Source organism: Bradyrhizobium sp. STM 3561 (genome assembly GCF_045571455.1).
Taxonomy (GTDB): Bacteria; Pseudomonadota; Alphaproteobacteria; order Rhizobiales; family Xanthobacteraceae; genus Bradyrhizobium; species Bradyrhizobium vignae.
Genome location: NZ_CP120695.1, coordinates 4,977,409 through 4,994,947, shown reverse-complemented (window position 1 = coordinate 4,994,947; position 17,539 = coordinate 4,977,409). Strand labels below are relative to the sequence as shown.

At 65.1% G+C, this 17,539-nt stretch carries 11 protein-coding genes; 6 read left to right on the top strand and 5 right to left on the bottom strand.

Features of this window, described 5'->3' with window-relative positions; genetic code table 11:
• The first annotated feature begins 17 nt into the window (after nucleotides 1-17).
• From kdpB to P6U28_RS23640, 4 genes are all read left to right on the top strand, one after another.
• Entirely contained in the window at nucleotides 18-2,135 is a 2,118-nt protein-coding gene (kdpB, locus tag P6U28_RS23655) for a potassium-transporting ATPase subunit KdpB (RefSeq protein WP_407120012.1), read from the top strand.
• 104 nt (nucleotides 2,136-2,239) lie between these two features.
• Complete coding sequence (locus P6U28_RS23650; protein ID WP_407120011.1) at nucleotides 2,240-2,845, top strand: K(+)-transporting ATPase subunit C; 606 nt, start codon at nucleotides 2,240-2,242, stop codon at nucleotides 2,843-2,845.
• A 40-nt stretch (nucleotides 2,846-2,885) separates the two neighbouring features.
• Nucleotides 2,886-5,609, top strand: coding sequence for a DUF4118 domain-containing protein (locus P6U28_RS23645; protein ID WP_407120010.1), 2,724 nt, complete (start codon nucleotides 2,886-2,888; stop codon nucleotides 5,607-5,609).
• Nucleotides 5,606-6,295, top strand: a complete 690-nt coding sequence (locus tag P6U28_RS23640) for a response regulator (protein WP_122401832.1) — start codon at nucleotides 5,606-5,608, stop codon at nucleotides 6,293-6,295. Before P6U28_RS23645 ends, P6U28_RS23640 begins: the two co-directional genes overlap by 4 nt.
• A gap of 171 nt (nucleotides 6,296-6,466) precedes the next feature.
• On the opposite strand, the gene P6U28_RS23635 is transcribed toward P6U28_RS23640, so the two are convergent.
• Nucleotides 6,467-7,351, bottom strand: a complete 885-nt coding sequence (locus P6U28_RS23635; RefSeq protein WP_129144064.1) for a Ku protein — start codon at nucleotides 7,349-7,351, stop codon at nucleotides 6,467-6,469.
• 117 nt (nucleotides 7,352-7,468) lie between these two features.
• Here P6U28_RS23635 and ligD point away from each other — a divergent pair, with 117 nt between their 5' ends.
• A complete protein-coding gene (gene ligD, locus P6U28_RS23630; protein WP_407123105.1) occupies nucleotides 7,469-10,144 on the top strand; it encodes a DNA ligase D in 2,676 nt (891 codons plus the stop codon).
• A gap of 112 nt (nucleotides 10,145-10,256) precedes the next feature.
• Here ligD and P6U28_RS23625 read toward each other — a convergent pair whose 3' ends face one another.
• On the bottom strand, nucleotides 10,257-10,421 hold the full coding sequence (locus P6U28_RS23625) for a DUF3309 family protein (protein WP_084298933.1): 165 nt from the start codon (nucleotides 10,419-10,421) through the stop codon (nucleotides 10,257-10,259).
• Between the two features lie 181 nt (nucleotides 10,422-10,602).
• Between P6U28_RS23625 and P6U28_RS23620 the strand changes: the two genes are divergently transcribed.
• On the top strand, nucleotides 10,603-10,920 hold the full coding sequence (locus P6U28_RS23620; RefSeq protein ID WP_122401835.1) for a polyhydroxyalkanoic acid system family protein: 318 nt from the start codon (nucleotides 10,603-10,605) through the stop codon (nucleotides 10,918-10,920).
• Between the two features lie 2 nt (nucleotides 10,921-10,922).
• Here P6U28_RS23620 and treY read toward each other — a convergent pair whose 3' ends face one another.
• From treY to glgX, 3 genes are read right to left on the bottom strand one after another with little or no spacing between them, the layout of a single operon-like run.
• The gene (treY, locus tag P6U28_RS23615; protein WP_407120009.1) at nucleotides 10,923-13,709 is read right to left on the bottom strand and encodes a malto-oligosyltrehalose synthase; all 2,787 of its coding nucleotides are present in this window, start codon (nucleotides 13,707-13,709) and stop codon (nucleotides 10,923-10,925) included.
• 1 nt (nucleotide 13,710) lies between these two features.
• Nucleotides 13,711-15,462 (bottom strand): malto-oligosyltrehalose trehalohydrolase, encoded by a 1,752-nt coding sequence (gene treZ, locus P6U28_RS23610; RefSeq protein WP_407120008.1) that lies wholly within the window; start codon nucleotides 15,460-15,462, stop codon nucleotides 13,711-13,713.
• Nucleotides 15,459-17,537, bottom strand: a complete 2,079-nt coding sequence (glgX, locus tag P6U28_RS23605; RefSeq protein WP_407120007.1) for a glycogen debranching protein GlgX — start codon at nucleotides 17,535-17,537, stop codon at nucleotides 15,459-15,461. Before glgX ends, treZ begins: the two co-directional genes overlap by 4 nt.
• Nucleotides 17,538-17,539: the final 2 nt, after the last annotated feature.

Genomic DNA, 17,539 nt, shown 5'->3' with positions numbered 1-17,539 from the left:
CTTTCGGAGTGACCTCCATGGAACCCGTCCATAAACCCAACAAGCGCATGCCGGTCTCGGCGATGCTGGATCCCAGGATCGTGATGCCCGCCATCGGTGCAGCCTTCACCAAGCTCGATCCGCGGTCCATGATCAAGAACCCCGTGATGTTCGTGGTCGAGATCGTGGCCGCGCTCACCACCGTGATCTTCGTCCGCGACCTCGTCATCGGCGGGGAAAATCTCGCCTTCACCTTCCAGATCATCCTCTGGCTGTGGTTCACCGTGCTGTTCGCAAACCTTGCCGAAGCGGTGGCCGAGGGCCGGGGCAAGGCGCAGGCCGAGACGCTGCGCAAGACCCGCACCGAGAGCCAGGCCAAGCTCCTGAGCGGCGCGGGCCGCGACTACAAGCTCGTATCAGGCACGAGCCTGAAGGTCGGCGATCTCGTGCTGGTCGAGGCGGGCGACACGATCCCATCGGACGGTGAAGTGATCGAGGGCGTCGCCTCCGTCAACGAGGCTGCCATCACCGGCGAGTCCGCGCCCGTGATCCGCGAATCCGGCGGCGACCGTTCGGCGGTGACCGGCGGCACGCAGGTGCTGTCGGACTGGATCCGCGTCCGCATCACCGCCGCGCAGGGCTCGACCTTCATCGACCGCATGATCAAGCTGGTCGAGGGCGCCGAGCGGCAGAAGACGCCGAACGAGATCGCGCTCAACATCCTGCTCGCCGGCCTCACCATCATCTTCGTGTTCGCCACCGTGACCATTCCGAGCTACGCGGCCTATGCCGGCGGCTCGATCTCCGTGATCGTGCTGGTCGCGCTGTTCGTGACGCTGATCCCGACCACGATCGGCGCGCTGTTGTCGGCGATCGGCATCGCCGGCATGGACCGCCTGGTGCGCTTCAACGTGCTCGCCATGTCCGGCCGCGCGGTCGAAGCTGCCGGTGATGTCGACACGCTGCTGCTCGACAAGACCGGCACCATCACGCTCGGCAATCGGCAGGCGACCGCCTTTCGTCCCGTGCGCGGTGTCACCGAGCAGGAGTTGGCCGATGCCGCCCAGCTCGCCTCGCTCGCGGACGAGACGCCGGAAGGCCGCTCCATCGTCGTGCTCGCCAAGGAGAAGTACGGGATCCGTGGCCGCGACATGGCCGAGCTGGGAGCGACCTTCGTTCCGTTCACGGCGCAGACCCGCATGAGCGGCGTCAACGCCGGCGGCTCGTCGGTGCGCAAGGGTGCGGTCGATGCCATCCTCAACCATATCGGCGGCGGCGCGCCGATCGCGATCGCCTCGGGCAACGCGGCACGGGCCTTGCAGCCCGCGGCTTTGTCCGAGGCCGGCCGCGAGATCAGCGCCATTGCCGACGAAGTCGCCAAATCGGGCGGCACACCGCTGGCTGTCGCCAAGGACGGCAAGCTGCTCGGAATCGTTCAGCTCAAGGATATCGTCAAGGGCGGCATTCGCGAGCGCTTCGCCGAACTGCGCCGCATGGGCATCCGCACCATCATGATTACCGGCGACAATCCGATGACCGCCGCTGCCATCGCGGCGGAGGCCGGCGTCGACGATTTCCTGGCGCAGGCAACTCCAGAGGACAAGCTTAAGCTGATCCGCGACGAGCAGGCCAAGGGCAAGCTGGTTGCGATGTGCGGCGACGGCACCAATGACGCGCCGGCGCTCGCCCAGGCCGATGTCGGTGTCGCCATGAACACCGGCACCCAGGCCGCGCGCGAAGCCGGCAACATGGTCGATCTCGACTCCAACCCGACCAAGCTGATCGAGGTGGTCGAGATCGGCAAGCAGCTCTTGATGACGCGCGGCGCGCTGACGACGTTCTCGATCGCCAACGACGTCGCAAAATATTTTGCGATCATCCCGGCGATGTTCCTGGCGTTCTATCCCCAGCTTGGCGTGATCAACGTCATGAACCTGTCGAGCCCGCAGAGCGCCATCCTGTCGGCGATCATCTTCAATGCGCTCGTCATCATTGCGCTGATCCCGCTGGCGCTGAAAGGCGTTGCCTATCGCGCGGTCGGTGCCGGTGCGCTGCTCCGGCGTAACCTCTTGATCTACGGGCTTGGCGGCATCGTCGTTCCCTTCATCGGTATCAAGGCGATCGACCTCGTCGTCGTCGCCTTGCATTTGGCCTAACGCGTCATTGCAAGGAGCGAAGCGACGAAACAATCCAGACTGCCTCAGAAGGACGCTGGATTGCTTCGCTTCGCTCGCAATGACGAAAGAAATAGGAGAAGCACATGCTCAGAGAAATCCGCCCGGCCATCGTGCTCTTGCTGGTGCTCACCGCCATCACGGGCCTCGCCTATCCGCTCGCGATGACGGCCATCGCCGGTGCGCTCTTCCCGGCGCAGGCGCAAGGCAGCCTGATCGAGAAGGACGGCAAGGTGATCGGGTCCGCCCTGATCGGGCAGGAGTTCAAGGATGACAAGTACTTCCACGGCCGCCCCTCGGCAACGCTAGCGCCGGACCCGAATGATTCGACCAAGACGGTTGCGGCGCCCTACAACGCCGCCAATTCGGGCGGCTCCAACCTCGGCCCGACCAGCAAGGCGCTGGCCGACCGGCTGAAGGAGGATGTGGACAAGCTCAAGACAGAGAATCCGAATGCGCAGGTGCCGGTCGACCTGGTCACCACCTCCGCCAGCGGTCTCGACCCTGACATCTCGCCGGAAGCAGCGGAATTCCAGGTGCCACGCGTTGCCAAGGCCCGGAATATGCCGCAGGACGCTGTGAAGCAGATCGTGGCGGCCAACGTTCAGGGCCGCTTGCTAGGCCTGATGGGCGAACCTCGCGTTAACGTACTGGCGCTGAACCTCGCGCTGGATCGCGCTGCAGCCAAGTAGCGGTCTAGGCTCGCGGTACGCAGATGATTATATTGATAGCATGGTCCGAGAGCGCCGCGATCCCGAACAACGTCCCTCTCCCGAGGCGCTGCTGGAAGCTGCGCGTCGGGAGGAGAGCGCGAGCGGCAGGCTGAAGATCTTCGTCGGCGCTGCGCCCGGCGTCGGCAAGACCTATGAGATGCTGCAAAGCGCCCATGCCAAGCGCAAGGCCGGCATCGACGTGGTGGTCGGCTTCGTCGAGACCCATGGCCGCGCCGAGACCGAGGCGCTGGTGCGCGATCTCGAAGTGGTCCCGCGCAAGAGGCTGGACTACCGCGGCCAGGTTGTCGAGGAGATGGATCTCGATGCGGTGATCGCGCGGCGGCCGCAGATTGCGCTGGTCGACGAGCTCGCCCACACCAACGCGGCCGGCAGCCGCCATCCCAAGCGCTATCTCGACGTCGAGGAGCTGCTCTCGCACGGCATCGACGTCTACACCGCCGTCAACATCCAGCATATCGAGAGCCTGAACGACGTCGTTGCGCAGATCACCCATGTCAGGGTGCGCGAGACCGTGCCGGATTCGGTGTTCGACCGCGCCGACGCGATCGAACTGATCGACCTCACGCCCGACGATCTGATCCAGCGGCTGAAGGAGGGCAAGGTCTATGTGCCCAAGCAGGCCGAGCGGGCACTGGAGCATTATTTCTCGCCGGGCAATCTCACGGCGCTCCGCGAACTCGCACTGCGGCGCACCGCCGAGCGGGTCGACGAGCAGCTCCTCAACCACATGCAGGCGAACGCGATTCCCGGTCCCTGGGCCGCGGGTGAGCGCATTCTCGTCTGCGTCAGCGAGGATCCGCGCGCGGCCGGCCTCGTGCGCTACACCAAGCGGCTGGCCGATCGGCTGCATGCGCCGTTCACCGCGATCTCGATCGAGACGCGGCGATCCCTGCAATTGTCCGACGAGGAGCGGGATCGGCTGGCCGATACGTTGCGGCTTGCGGAATCGCTCGGCGGCGAGGCGCTGACCATTCCCGCCGTCGGCCGCCGCATCGCCGACGACGTCGTCAATTTCGCGCAAGGCAACAACGTCACCCAGATCGTGATCGGCAAATCGACGCGCTCGCGCTGGTTCGAGATGACGCGCGGCTCCGTCGTGCACGACCTGGTGCGCCGCGCCGGCAACATCACCGTCCACGTCATCGCCGGTGACGAGCTGCCCGGCGAGGCCGCGCCCAAGACCGCGGTGCAGACCGCTGCGCGCTCGGAGCCGTTCGATCCGCTGCCCTATCTGAAGGCGCTCGGGATCGTGCTGATCGGCCTCGGCGCCGCCGAGCTGATCCAGCCCCGGTTCGGGCTCGAGAACGTCGACCTCGTGCTGCTGACCTCGGTCGTCGCGGTTGCCGTGCGCTATGGCTTATGGCCGTCGCTGCTGGCGACGGTGGCGGCTTCACTGTGCTACAATTTCTTCTTCATTCCGCCGATCTACACGTTCACGATCACGGATCCGACCAACGTCGCCGCCTTCGTGCTGTTCATGGTGGTGGCGATGCTCGTCTCCAATGTCGCAGCGCGCGTGCGTACGCAGGCCGATGCGGCGATTGGCCGGATCAGGATGACCGAGCAGCTGTATGCCTTCAGCCGCAAGCTCGCCGGCACCGCCACGCTCGACGACGTCTTGTGGGCGACCGCCTACCAGATCGCGCTGATGCTGAAGGTGCGCGTCGTTCTGCTGTTGCCCGACGAGGGTCTGCTCACGGTGAAATCGGGCTATCCGCCGGAGGATGAGCTCGATCAGGCCGACCTCGCTGCGGCCAACTGGGCCTGGAGCAACGATCGCGCCGCCGGCCGCGGCTCGGACACCTTGCCCGGCGCAAAACGACTGTTTCTGCCGATGCGCACCGGCCGGCGTCCGATCGGTGTGATCGGCATCGACAACGACCGCACCGGCCCGCTGCTGACGCCGGACCAGCGCCGGCTGCTCGATGCGCTGGTCGACCAGGGCGCGCTCGCGATCGAGCGCGTGCTGCTGGTCGAGGACATGGACCGCGTCAAGCGCACTGTCGAATCCGAGCGCCTGCGGTCGGCGCTGTTGACCTCGATCTCGCATGATCTGAAGACGCCGCTCGCCTCCGTGCTCGGCGCAGCCTCGACCATGCGCGATCTTGCCGGCGCTCTCTCCGACACCGAGAAGCGCGACCTGCTCGCGACCGTCATCGACGAATCCGAGCGGCTCAACCGCTTCATTGCCAATCTGCTCGACATGACCAAGCTCGAATCCGGCGCCATCGTGCCCAACACGGCGCTGCATGATCTCGGCGAAATCGTGGGCAGCGCGCTCCGGCGCGCCAGCAAGATCCTTGGCGGCCACAAGGTCGAGCTGGTGCTGGCCGCCGATCTGCCGATGCTCCAGCTCGATGCCGTGCTGTTCGAGCAGGTGCTGTTCAATCTGCTCGACAATGCCGCCAAATACGCGCCATCCGGGACCACGATCTCGATCCGGGGCCGGCGCGACAGCGGTCACGTCGTGCTCGAGATCGCCGATGAGGGCGCCGGCATTCCCCCTGACGAGCTCGAGAGCGTGTTCGACAAGTTCTATCGCGTGCAGAAGGGCGATCACGTCCGCCCGGGGACCGGGCTCGGGCTCGCCATCTCCCGCGGCTTCGTCGAGGCGATGCGCGGCACGATCTCCGCTGCCAATCGCAGCGAGCGCAGCGGCGCGGTCCTCACCATCCGCCTGCCCGTTCCGGCAGAGAGTCGCGCATTGGATACCGCCGCATGAGCGCTGCTCCGATCAAGGTCCTGGTCATCGACGACGAGCCGCCGATCCGCAAATTGCTGCGGATGGGGCTGACGACGCAAGGCTACGAAATCCTGGAGGCGTCGAACGGCAAGACCGCGCTGGAAAAGCTCGGCGAAGAGCCGGCGCTGATCATTCTCGATCTGGGCCTGCCCGACGTTCAGGGGCACGAGCTGCTCCGCACCATCCGCACCCGCAACGAAGGCGTGCCGATCGTGGTGCTGTCCAGCCGCGGTGACGAAGCCGGCAAGGTCCAGGCGCTCGATCTCGGTGCCGACGATTATCTGACCAAGCCGTTCGGCATGGAGGAGCTCCTGGCGCGCCTGCGCGCCGCGTTGCGCCACCAGCTTCAGATCAAGGGCGAGCGCCCTTTGTTCCGCACCGGCGATCTCTCGGTCGATCTCGTCCGCCGCATCGTCAAGGTCGGGGACCGTGACGTGAAGCTCTCGCCGAAGGAATATGACCTGTTGCGCGTGCTGGTGCAGCATGCCGGCAAGGTGCTCACCCACCGCTTCCTGCTGAGGGAGCTCTGGGACGAATTGACCGACGCGCAGTACTTGCGCGTCTATGTCCGCCAGCTCCGCCAGAAGATCGAAGCCGATCCCGAACGGCCGCAATATGTGCTCACGGAAACGGGCATCGGGTACCGGCTGAAGGCGGGGGATTGAGCGTTCGACTTGGCGGCATGGTGTGCTGGCTTGAGGCACACTCGTCATGGCCGGGCTTGACCCGGCCATCCACGTCTATCGCGTGTGAGGACAGGCGTGGATGCCCGGGTCGAGCCGGGCATGACGACAGAGGTTGTGGCGCAAGCCTGTTTCCGCAATGACGGTGCAAGGTCAACCCGCCTTCCTGTGCCTCGCAGCTGTCCGGTGCGTCTTCTTCGCGGCTCGGTGCCGTCCCGTCGCACGCCGCGCATGTGACTTCGCCGCCGTCTTCTTGCCGCCGCGCCCCTTCAGGCTCTGCTTCAGCGCGTCCATCAGGCTGATGACGTTGCTCGGTCGCTCCTCGGGCTCCGGCAGTTCGATCTTCTTGCCGCTGGCCTTGCGCTTCACCAGTGCCTTCAGCGCGTCCTCGTATTCGTCCTTGAATTTGCTGGGATCGAAATGTGCCGCCTTGGTCTGCAGGATGTGGCCGGCGAGCTCGACCATGTCCTTGGTGATCTTCGGGCTCTTGATGTCGTCGAAGAACTGGTCCTCGTCGCGCAGCTCGTAAGGGAATCGCAGCGTGGTGCCGAGCAGGCCCTTGCCGAGCGGCTCGATCGCCATGACGTGCTCGCGATTGGTGAGAACGATCTTGGCCAGCGCCACGCGGTCCTCATCCTTCATGGCGTCGCGGATCACCGCGAAGGCGTCGACGGCGGCCTTGCCGTCGGGCGCGATGTAATAGGGATGGTTGAGATAGCGCTTGTCGATTTCCTCGCGCGGCACGAAGCTTTCGATGTCGATGGTGTGGTTGCTTTCGATCTGGACTGCCTCGAGCTCCTCCGGCTCGATCTCGACATATCTGCCCTTGCTCAGCTCGTAACCGCGCCCCTTCTGATCGCTCTCGACGACGTCGCCGGTCTCGGAATCGATCATCTGCTGCTTGAGCCGGTTCCCGGTCTCGCGGTTGATGAGATGAAACCGCGTCTTCTCCGCGGCGGTTGCCGCCGGATAGAGCACCACCGGGCAGCTCACCAGCGAGAGCTTCAACGTTCCCTTCCAATAGGCGCGCGGGGCCATTCCATTCTCCAGCGTTTTCAAGGCGTTTTGGAACCCCAACCGTCGCACAGGGTTTTGGTTCCGGACGGGACTTTGACCGTGATAGGCTTGAACGCCGAAAGAGAAGCGGGACCGGTCGTGCTGCAAAAACTCTCCACTTACCGACAGAAGCGTGACTTCGAGAAGACGCCCGAACCATCGGGCAGGACCGCAGTGGCCCCCTCGAAACAGCGGCGGTTCGTGATCCAGAAGCACGATGCGACGCGCCTGCATTACGATCTCCGGCTCGAACTCGACGGCGTGTTCAAATCCTGGGCGGTGACGAAAGGGCCCTCGCTCGATCCGCACGACAAGCGCCTCGCGGTCGAGGTCGAGGACCACCCGCTCGACTATGGCGATTTCGAAGGCACGATTCCCGAAGGCCAATATGGCGGCGGCACCGTGATGCTGTGGGATCGAGGCTATTGGGAATCGGAAGATCCGGAAGCCGGCTTCAAGAAGGGTGATCTCAAGTTCACGCTCCACGGCGACAAGCTGCATGGCAGCTGGGTCCTGGTGCGCATGCGCAAGCGCGGCGGCGAGAAGCGGACCAACTGGCTGCTGATCAAGCATCGTGACGAATATGTCCGCGAAGGCGCGGACAACGACATTCTGGAGCAGGACAAGTCCGTCGCCTCCGGCCGCGCGATGGAGCAGATCGCCGAAGGCAAGGGCCGCGCGCCGAAGCCGTTCATGCTGGCCAAGGGTCCCAAGGGCAAGGCCGATGCAGTCTGGCAGTCCAACCGCGCCGAGGAGACGAAAGGGCGTACGGTGAAGCCGGCGCCGCGAACGGCGTTGAAAGCCGGCAAAGCGGGGAAGAAGAGCGCCACGACCGCGACCAACGCCGAGAAGGTCTCGGAGATGCCGGACTTCGTTGCGCCGCAGCTCTGTACGCTGGTCGAGCGGCCGCCGCCCGGCGAGGGCTGGTGCCACGAGATCAAGTTCGACGGCTACCGGGTGCAGCTCCGGGTCGAGGACGGCGAGGCGACGCTGAAGACGCGCAAGGGTCTCGACTGGACCGGCAAGTTCGCCTCGATTGCCAAGGAAGCGGCAGCGCTGCCGGACGTGATGATCGACGGAGAGATCGTCGCACTCGACCATACCGGTGCGCCGAACTTCTCCTCGCTGCAAGCTGCGCTGTCCGATGGCAAGACCGACGAGCTGATCTTCTTTGCCTTCGACCTGCTTTTCGCGGAGCACGAGGATTACCGTCGTCTGCCGCTCGGCGAACGCAAGGCCCGGCTGAAGGAGCTGCTGGGCCAGCGCAAGCGGAAATCGAGCCAGATCCGCTATGTCGAGCATTTCGAGAGCGGCGGTGATGCCGTACTCAGATCGGCCTGCAAGCTCGAGCTCGAAGGCGTGGTGTCGAAGAAGCTGGATGCCCCGTATCGGTCCGGCCGCACCGAGAGCTGGGTCAAGTCGAAATGCCGGGCCGGCCACGAGGTGGTGATCGGCGGCTACAAGACCACCAGCGGTAAATTCCGCTCGCTGATGGCCGGCGTGCAGCGTGGCGATCATCTCGCCTTCGTCGGCATGGTCGGCACCGGCTTTGGCGCGGACAAGCTCAAGCGCATCATGCCTCTTCTGAAGGCCATGGAGACCAAGCAAAACCCCTTCGGCGGCAAGAATGCACCGAAGAAGACCCGCGACGTGCACTGGCTGAAGCCGGAGCTCGTCGCCGAGATCGAGTTTGCCGGCTTCACCGCCGACGGCAATATTCGCCAGGCGGCATTCAAGGGATTGCGGCAGGACAAGCCGGCCGAGGAGGTCGAGGCCGAGGCGCCCGTCGATACCGAGCTCGCCGAACCCTCGGCCAGGAAGCCGGCGCGCACGAAGGCGGGCGGACAATCGAAGCAGGCCGCTCAAAATGCCGAGGTCATGGGCGTCGTCATCTCCAAACCGGACAAGGAGCTCTGGCCTGATGACGGTAATGGTGAGCCCGTCACCAAGCTGGACCTTGCCCGCTATCTCGAAGCCGTCGGCGAGTGGATGATCGTGCACCTCAAGGGCCGGCCTTGTTCGCTGATCCGCGCCCCCGACGGTATCAAGGGCGAATGCTTCTTCCAGCGCCACGCCATGCAGGGGCAGTCGAACCTTCTGGAGCTCGCGCGGGTCTCCGGCGACCGCAAGCCCTATCTCGAGATCGATCGGGTCGAGGGGCTTGCCGCCGTGGCGCAGATCGGCGGCGTCGAGTTGCATCCCTGGAACTGCGCGCCTTATTCCTACGACACGCCGGGCCGGCTGGTGTTCGATCTCGATCCCGCGCCCGACGTGGACTTCGCCGAGGTCGTCGAAGCGGCCAAGGAGATGCGGCAGCGGCTGGGTGATGTCGGCATGGACAGCTTCTGCAAGACCACGGGCGGCAAGGGCCTCCACCTGGTGGTGCCGCTGCTCCACGGCGCGCGCGAGAAGGTGAGCTGGAAGGAAGCCAAGGCATTTGCACAAGGCGTCTGCCAGTGGATGGCCAATGACGATCCCGAACGCTATCTGCTCAACATGTCGAAGAAGCTGCGCAAGCGAAAGATCTTCCTGGATTATCTCCGCAACGACCGCATGTCGACCGCGGTTGCCCCGCTGTCGCCGCGGGCGCGCGTCGGCGCCACGGTATCGATGCCGCTGACTTGGGCGCAGGTGAAGAGCGATCTCGATCCGAAGAAGTATACGCTGCGCACCGTGCCGGGCCTGTTGCCGAGATCGAAAGCATGGGAGGGTTATGACGATGCCGCCGCGTCGATCAAAGCGGCGATGAAGAAGCTGGCGGCGAAGGCGAGGTAGGTGCTTTCCAAACGTCATTCCAGGCTGCGCGAAGCGCAGACCCGGAATCCAGAGATTTGTGGCGCGAGGTTCCGGGTTCGCGCGTGCGCGCGCCCCGGAATGACCGCCCTAACTAGATCCGCCCCATCAGCAGTAGGATCAGCAGGATGATGATGACGAGCCCAAGGCCGCCGCCGCCATAATAGCCGGTGCCGTAGAACGGCCCGCCGCCGATGCCGCTGAAGCCGCCCAGCAGGGCGATGACCAGAATGATCAGAATGATCGTGCCGATTGACATACGAATCTCCTCAGCCCTTTGATGAAAGGGTCGTTTGCACCTGTCCCGTCGTGTGGGAGCAACTTGCCGTATGTTTTAAAGTTCCGGCTCCGCAACGTGGGCGCCGGCCCCAGCTCGCATGGAACCTTTGCCCTTCCGTCGGCCATGAGTAGGTGGGGATCAGTTAGAAGGGGTCAGGACCATGTCAGCGCCGCTTGTCGTCTCAATTCCGCATCGTCTCGGCCGCGAGGAGGCGGTGCGCCGGCTCAAGGCAGGGCTTGGCCGCGCCGCAGCAAGCATTCCCGTGATGCAGGTGGAGGAGGAACGCTGGAGCGGAGACAGCATGAACTTCCGCATCCGTGCGCTGGGGCAGGTCGCGACCGGTCAGATCGACGTGGCCGACGATCAGGTCCGGGTCGAGGTGGTGCTGCCCTGGCTGTTGCAGCGCTTTGCCGAGATGGCGCAGGCGACGATCAGGAAGCGCGGCCAATTGCTGTTGACCAAAGACGGGGGAAAGTAACTTCAGGCGTGCACGCGCTGCCGTGAGGGCCTGATGGCGTTCGCAGTTCGGGCCGCGATGGCCGAGGCGGGAAAGTCGCGGAAAGCCTGGGCGAGCGGCAGGTCGTTCCCCGCAAGGCCGGGCACGGTATAGCCTGTGATGTCGATCGTCGCGTCAAGCCCCTCCAGTGCGGGCCATTCCCGGCCTGCTTGGGTGAACGGCGCGAACTGACGCCCGACCACGACAATCGCAGCCGTGCGGCCGTGGCGACGCGCGAAGGCGATGACATGGTCGGCATGTGCGCCCTGTACTTCCAGCGGCTGGTAGTCGCCTTGCGCGAACACGTCGGCAAGCTCGTTGCGCAGCTTGACCAGATGCCGCGTCCAGGCCAGCTTGAGCCGGCCGTCCGGCCAGCTCTTGATCAGGCCGTTCCAGTCCGGCGCTTCCAATGACGTCAGCGCCGCGCGGCGCGCGGCGAAGTCGACGGGGCGGCGGTTGTCGGGATCGACCAGCGACAGGTCCCAGAATTCGCTGCCTTGATAGAAGTCCGGCACGCCCGGCAGCGTCGCCTTGAGCGTGAGCTGGCTCAGCGAGTTCAACGTGCCGAGCAGCGCGACGCGGCGAGCCAGGGTTTGCAACGCCTCCAGGAATTCGGCGGATTGAGCGGGGTCGAGGATCTTCTCGATGAAGTCGCGTATGCCGTTCTCGTAGGCTTCATGCGGATTGAGCCAGCTCGTCTCCTCCTTGCCTTCGCGCGCAGCCTTGAGCGCATAGGCCTGGATGCGCTCGACGAAGGCGGCATCGATCGACTCTTGCAGCGGCCAGGTGCCGAGCAGGGTCTGGTAGAGCATGTATTCGAACGTCGCCGACGGGGCGCGGAAATTGCCGTGGAGTGTGAGATGCGGCGCGTTCAACACCTTCCATCGCGCCACCGCGCTGGTCCATTCGCCGGGAACCTCGCTCAGCGCCGCGATACGCATGCGGGCATCCTCGCCGCGCTTGGTATCGTGGGTGGCCGTCGCGGTCATGCCTTGCGGCCATTCCCTGGCGCGGGCCTGCATGGCCTGGTGGAAGGCGGGAATGGTGAGGCCGGTGCTCGCGGGATCGCCGCCGACCTCGTTCAGCGCAAGCAGCCGGTGGAATTGATAGAACGCCGTGTCCTCCAGCGACTTCGCCATCATCGGCCCGGTGAACTGCTGCACCTTCAGCGCGAACCGGCGCACGCGCGGCGTGCTGTGCGGAGGACGGCCGGGCTTGAGCAAGTCCATGGTCAGCGCGTCGCGCAGGAAGTCGAAAATGCCTTCGTCGGCGGCAAACCACTCCCGGCGGGCGCGCGCGATGGTGTCCTCGATCAGCTTGCGGTCGTGCGCGGTGGGGCCGCTGTGCGTCAGGTAGGTGCGATAGACCGGGAAATGCAGCACATAAAGTTCGAGCGCCTGCCGCAAACTGTCGGCTGAGAAGTCGCGTGTCGAATAATGCCCGTTGGCGATGCGCGCGAGCAGGCGCGTCAGCACGGTGAACTCGCTGGTAAGCAAGGTCTCGAGCACCCGCCGCTTCGCCTCCTTGACGTAAGGCGCAAGCCGCGGCGGGCGGTTGCTGATCTGCCGCCAGGTCTCGTCGAGCGCTTCCAGGCCTTTGGGATCGACCAGCACATGGGTAATGACGTTCATCCACTCGTAGCCGGTGGTGCCCTGGACGCCGGCGAAATGCGGCAGGCGCTCGTGCTCGCACAGGATCTTCTCGATCACCGTATAGAACGGCTTTGTGTTGCCCTGGGCGTCGCGCACCAGCCGGCGCAGCCGCTGGCAGTATTGTGCGGGGTCACGCAGGCCGTCGATGTGATCGAGCCGGATTCCCTGTAGTTTGCCCTCGGCGATGAGTTGCTTCACCAGCCGATGTGTGGCGGCAAATGTGCTCGCGTCCTCGACGCGCAGGCCGGCGAGGCCGTTGACGTCGAAGAAGCGGCGATAATTGATGTCGCTGGAGGCAAGCCGCCAGTGCCCGAGCTTGTAGTGCTGGCGCTCCAGGAGATGATGCAGCGTCAGCGTCTGTGCCGGGCGGTCCTTGCCGGCGCGATAAGCGGCAAGGCCGCGACTGATGATGTCGGCGGCGCCTGCGATCTCCTTGAGCTCGGACTTGAAGGCGGGAGCTTCCTTGCGATTGGGGCGGCGCAGCCCGGTGTAGTGCGCCGCGAGCGCGAGCAGGCGCTTGCCGGGCTCCGTCTCGGCGGCGTCCGCCTCCTTGACGATCACGCGCAGTATCTCGCCGTAGCGCTCCGGCGCGATGGGTAGGCGGTGCTCGAAATACCAGGCGGAGAGACTTCCCTCGTCCGGATCGTAGCGCAGCTCGATGTCGCCGCGCTCCAGCGCCTCGCCGTAGGACGTGCCGAGGATCGGCAGCAGCACGCCGCCGCGGGCGCGGTAGGCCAATTGATCCCAGTCGATGTCGAAGGAGGCCGCGTGCGGCGAGGCCTGGCCCCATTCCAGCACGTCGAGCCACCAGGGATTGTCGGAGAAGTGCACGCCGACATGGTTGGGCACGAAGTCGATGATGAGGCCGAGATCGTGCTGCTGAAGCGCCTCGCTCAGCCGCGCAAAACCGGCCTCGCCGCCCAGCTCCGGATTGAGCTGGCTGTGGTCGACCGTGTCGTAGCCATGGCTCGAGCCCTTTCGCGCCTTCATCACCGGCGAGGCGTAGAGATGCGTGATCCCCAACGCTTTCAGGTAAGGTACGACCGCGGCAGCCTTGTCGAAGTCGAAATCCGCCGTGAGCTGGAGCCGGTAGGTCGCGAGCGGAATGGCAGGAGGCATGTCAACCTCCGAGACGCCAGACCACCGACCAGGGCGGAATCCGATCGCCGGCCGCGCCGCCCCAGATCGGCGCGCCCGCACTGACGGTGGAGGTGATCTCGTGATCCGAGAGATTGGCGACGAGGCGCAACGTCGTGCCGTCGCCCATCCGCCAATGCGCGGTGAGCAGGCCGTTGTCGGCCGCCTCGGCGTCACCGAAGCTCGCGCCCTTCAGCCGCGGCACGATCTCCTTATGACGGAGCGCGAGCAGGTCCTTCACCAGCGCAAGGCGCTCGTCCTGCTGCGGCGTGCGGCCGGCCCAGTCGAGCACGGCCGATTGCAGCGTTGCGGGATCGAGTGGGTCGGGCACCTCGTCGCCGTATTTTTCGTACGCCCAGGCATATTCCTGCTTGCGCCCCTTGCGCACCGCATCGGCGAGTCCACCTTGGAAGTCGCAGAAAAACGGGAAGGGGACCGTCGAGCCCCATTCCTCGCCCTGAAACAGCATCGGCACCATCGGGGCGAGAAGGGTAACCGCGAGCGCGGCCTCGATCTGTTTTGGCGATGCCAGGCTTTCCAGCCGCTCGCCAAGCGGACGATTACCGATCTGATCATGGTTCTGCAGGAAGTTGACGAAGGTCGCCGGCGGCAGCTTGCCGCTCGGCTCGCCGCGCGGCTTCTTGCCCCAGAATTCCGAGATCTCGCCCTGATAGACGAAGCCGGAGGCGAGCGCGCGCGCAAGATCCATGCGCGGCGTCTGGTAATCGCCATAATAGCCGGCATGCTCGCCGGTCAGCATCACGTGCCAGACGTGATGATAATCGTCGTTCCACTGGCCACGATATTTGCCGTTCGGCGGGTCCTGCGCAGCATCGAGCAGGCTGGCGCGATTGTCGCCGTTCTCCAGCACGAGGTGGATGTGGCGTCCCGTGGCCTTGGCGAGCTCGCCGGCGGCAACGCTGAGGTCCTGCAGCATGGACTGCTCGCCCGGGACAGCCATGATGTGGTTGGCGGCGTCGAGCCTGAGGCCGTCGAAGCGGTAGTCGCTGAGCCAGGACAGCGCGTTCTCGACGGCAAACGCGCGCACCTGCGGCAGGCGGTAGTCGATCGCGCTGCCCCATGGCGTGTGCGCATCGGTGAAGAAGGTCGGCGCATAGCGGCCGAGATAATTCCCCTCCGGGCCGAAATGATTGTAGACCACGTCGAGGAACACCATCAGCCCGCGCAGATGGGCCTCGTCGATCAGCGTCTTCAGGTCTTCTGGCCGGCCATAGGCGCTGTCGGGCGCATACCACAGCACGCCGTCATAGCCCCAGCCGCGGGCTCCTGCGAAATCGGCCAGCGGCATCAATTCCAGCGCGGTGATGCCGGTTGTCGTGAGATGATCGAGCTTGTCGATCATGGCGCGGTAGGTGCCTTCGGTCGTGAAGGTGCCGACATGGGTCTCGATCAGCACCGTCTCTTCCCACGGACGGCCCCGCCATTCGCGCGCGCGCCATACGAAGGCGTCATGATCGATCACCTCGCTCGGGCCGAACACGTCCTCGGGCTGGAAAGCCGAAGCAGGATCCGGCACGTCGATCTCGTCGTCGATCCTGAACTTGTAGGGGCTGCCGGCGGTGAGGCCGGCAATGTCGGCGACGTACCAGCCATCCTGCCGGCGCTGCATCGCGTGCCTGCGGTCGAGCAAGAGGTCGACACGGCGCGCGGCGGGCGCCCATAGCCGGAACGACACGCCGTCCTTCGTCGGCCTCGCCCCGAAGGATGCCCTCATGGTGCCCCCGCAAAGGCGAGCACGGAGCGCGGCGGCGCCTTGCTGTCGCTCCCGGGCAGGAAGTCGATCGTATTCAGCTTGGCATCGGTCGTGTTCAGGAACTGCTGCCAGCTCTTATATTCGGCCATTCTGGGCAATTTGAATGCGATCTCTTCGGGGGCGGCGTTCAGGACGATAAAGATCGCAGCCCCGCCCGGTTCCATCGGGCCCATCACATAGGAGAGGAATCTGCCTTCCGGAAATTTCCAGTCGCTCTCCGTCATCTCGTCGCCGGCGGGCGTCAGCCACAACGCACCGTAGGAGGCGCCGTCCTTGGGCCGGCCATCAAGCCAGCGATGGCTGCGCAGCTGCGAGAACCGGCGGCGGATGTCGGCGAGATGGGCGACGAAATCGACCATGTCGTCGCCCTCCTTGCCGAGATTGTCCCAGCCGACCCAGCCGACTTCGTTGTCCTGGCAATAGGCGTTGTTGTTGCCGGATTGCGAGTTGCCGACCTCGTCGCCGGCGAGGATCAACGGAACGCCCTGCGCCAGCATCAGGCAGGCCAGCACGTTCTTGCGCAGCTGCCGGCGCAGGCTGATGATGTTGGGATCGTCGGTCGGCCCCTCGACACCACAATTGTTGCTGTGATTGTCGTTGGAGCCGTCGCGATTGTCCTCGCCATTGGCCTCGTTGTGCTTCTCGTTGTAGCTGAAGAGGTCGGCGAGGGTGAAGCCATCGTGGACGGTGATGTGATTGATGCTGGCGCGCGGCCGGCGTCCGTCGTGGTTGAACAGGTCGGACGACGCGGTCATACGGCTGGAAATGTCGCCGATCAGGCTGCCTTCGCCGCTCCAGTAGCGGCGCATGGCGCTGCGATAGCGATCGTTCCATTCCGACCATTGCGATGGGAAGGCGCCGACCTGGTAGCCGCCGAGCCCGAGGTCCCAGGGCTCCGCGACGAGCTTGACGGCCGCCAGCACCGGGTCCTGCCGGACCGCGGTCAAGAACGAGCTGCCGCGATCAAAGCCGTGCGGTCCCCGCGCCAGCGTGGTGGCGAGGTCGAAACGGAAGCCATCGACATGGCAGACCTCGACCCAGTAGCGCAGGGAATCCATCACCATCTGCAGCACGCGGGGGTGGGTGAGGTTCACCGACGAGCCGCAGCCGGTGAAATCGTCGTAGTAGCGCGGGTTCTCGCGGTTCAGCCAGTAATAGGAGGCGTTGTCGATGCCGCGATAGCACAGCGTCGGGCCGAGGTGGTTGCCCTCGGCGGTGTGGTTGTAGACGACGTCGAGCATCACTTCGATTCCGGCATCGTGCAGCCGTGCCACCGTGGTGCGGAAGGAATCGAGCGCGTTGTCCTGAGCGTAGCGCGGCTCGGGCGCGAAGAAGGACAGCGTGTTGTAGCCCCAGTAATTGGCGAGCTTCTTTTCCACGAGGATGCGGTCGTCGACGAAGCTGTGGATCGGCAACAGCTCGACCGTAGTGACTCCGAGCTTCTTCAGGTGCTCGATCATCGCCGGCGAGGACAGGCCGCCATAGGTGCCGCGCAAGTTCGGCGGCACGTCGTCGCGCTTCTGAGTGAGGCCCTTGACGTGGGCCTCGTAGATGATGGTGTCTTCCCAGGATATGTTGGGACGGATCTCGCGGCGGCCCCAGTTGAAGGTCTCGTCGACCACGACGGCCTTCGGCATGCCGCGCGCATTGTCGCGCCGGTCGAAGGACAGGTCTTCGCGCGGTGAGCCGGTGCGATAGGCAAAATGGGCATCGCTCCAGACCAGCCGCCCGGCAAGCCGCTTGGCATAGGGGTCGAGCAGCAGCTTGTTGGCGTTGAAGCGATGGCCGTGCTCGGGCTCGTAGGGCCCGTGCACGCGATAGCCGTAGAGCTGGCCGGGCGAGACGTCATTGAGATAGCCGTGCCAGACATCCTCGGTCTTCTCAGGCAGCTCGATACGCTCGAGCTCGCGGCGGCCTTGCGCGTCGAACAGGCAGAGCTCGACCCTCTGCGCGTTGGCGGAGAACAGCGCGAAATTGGTGCCGCGTCCGTCCCAGCTTGCGCCGAGCCGTGCGGGCGATCCGGCGGTCAGGCGCATCG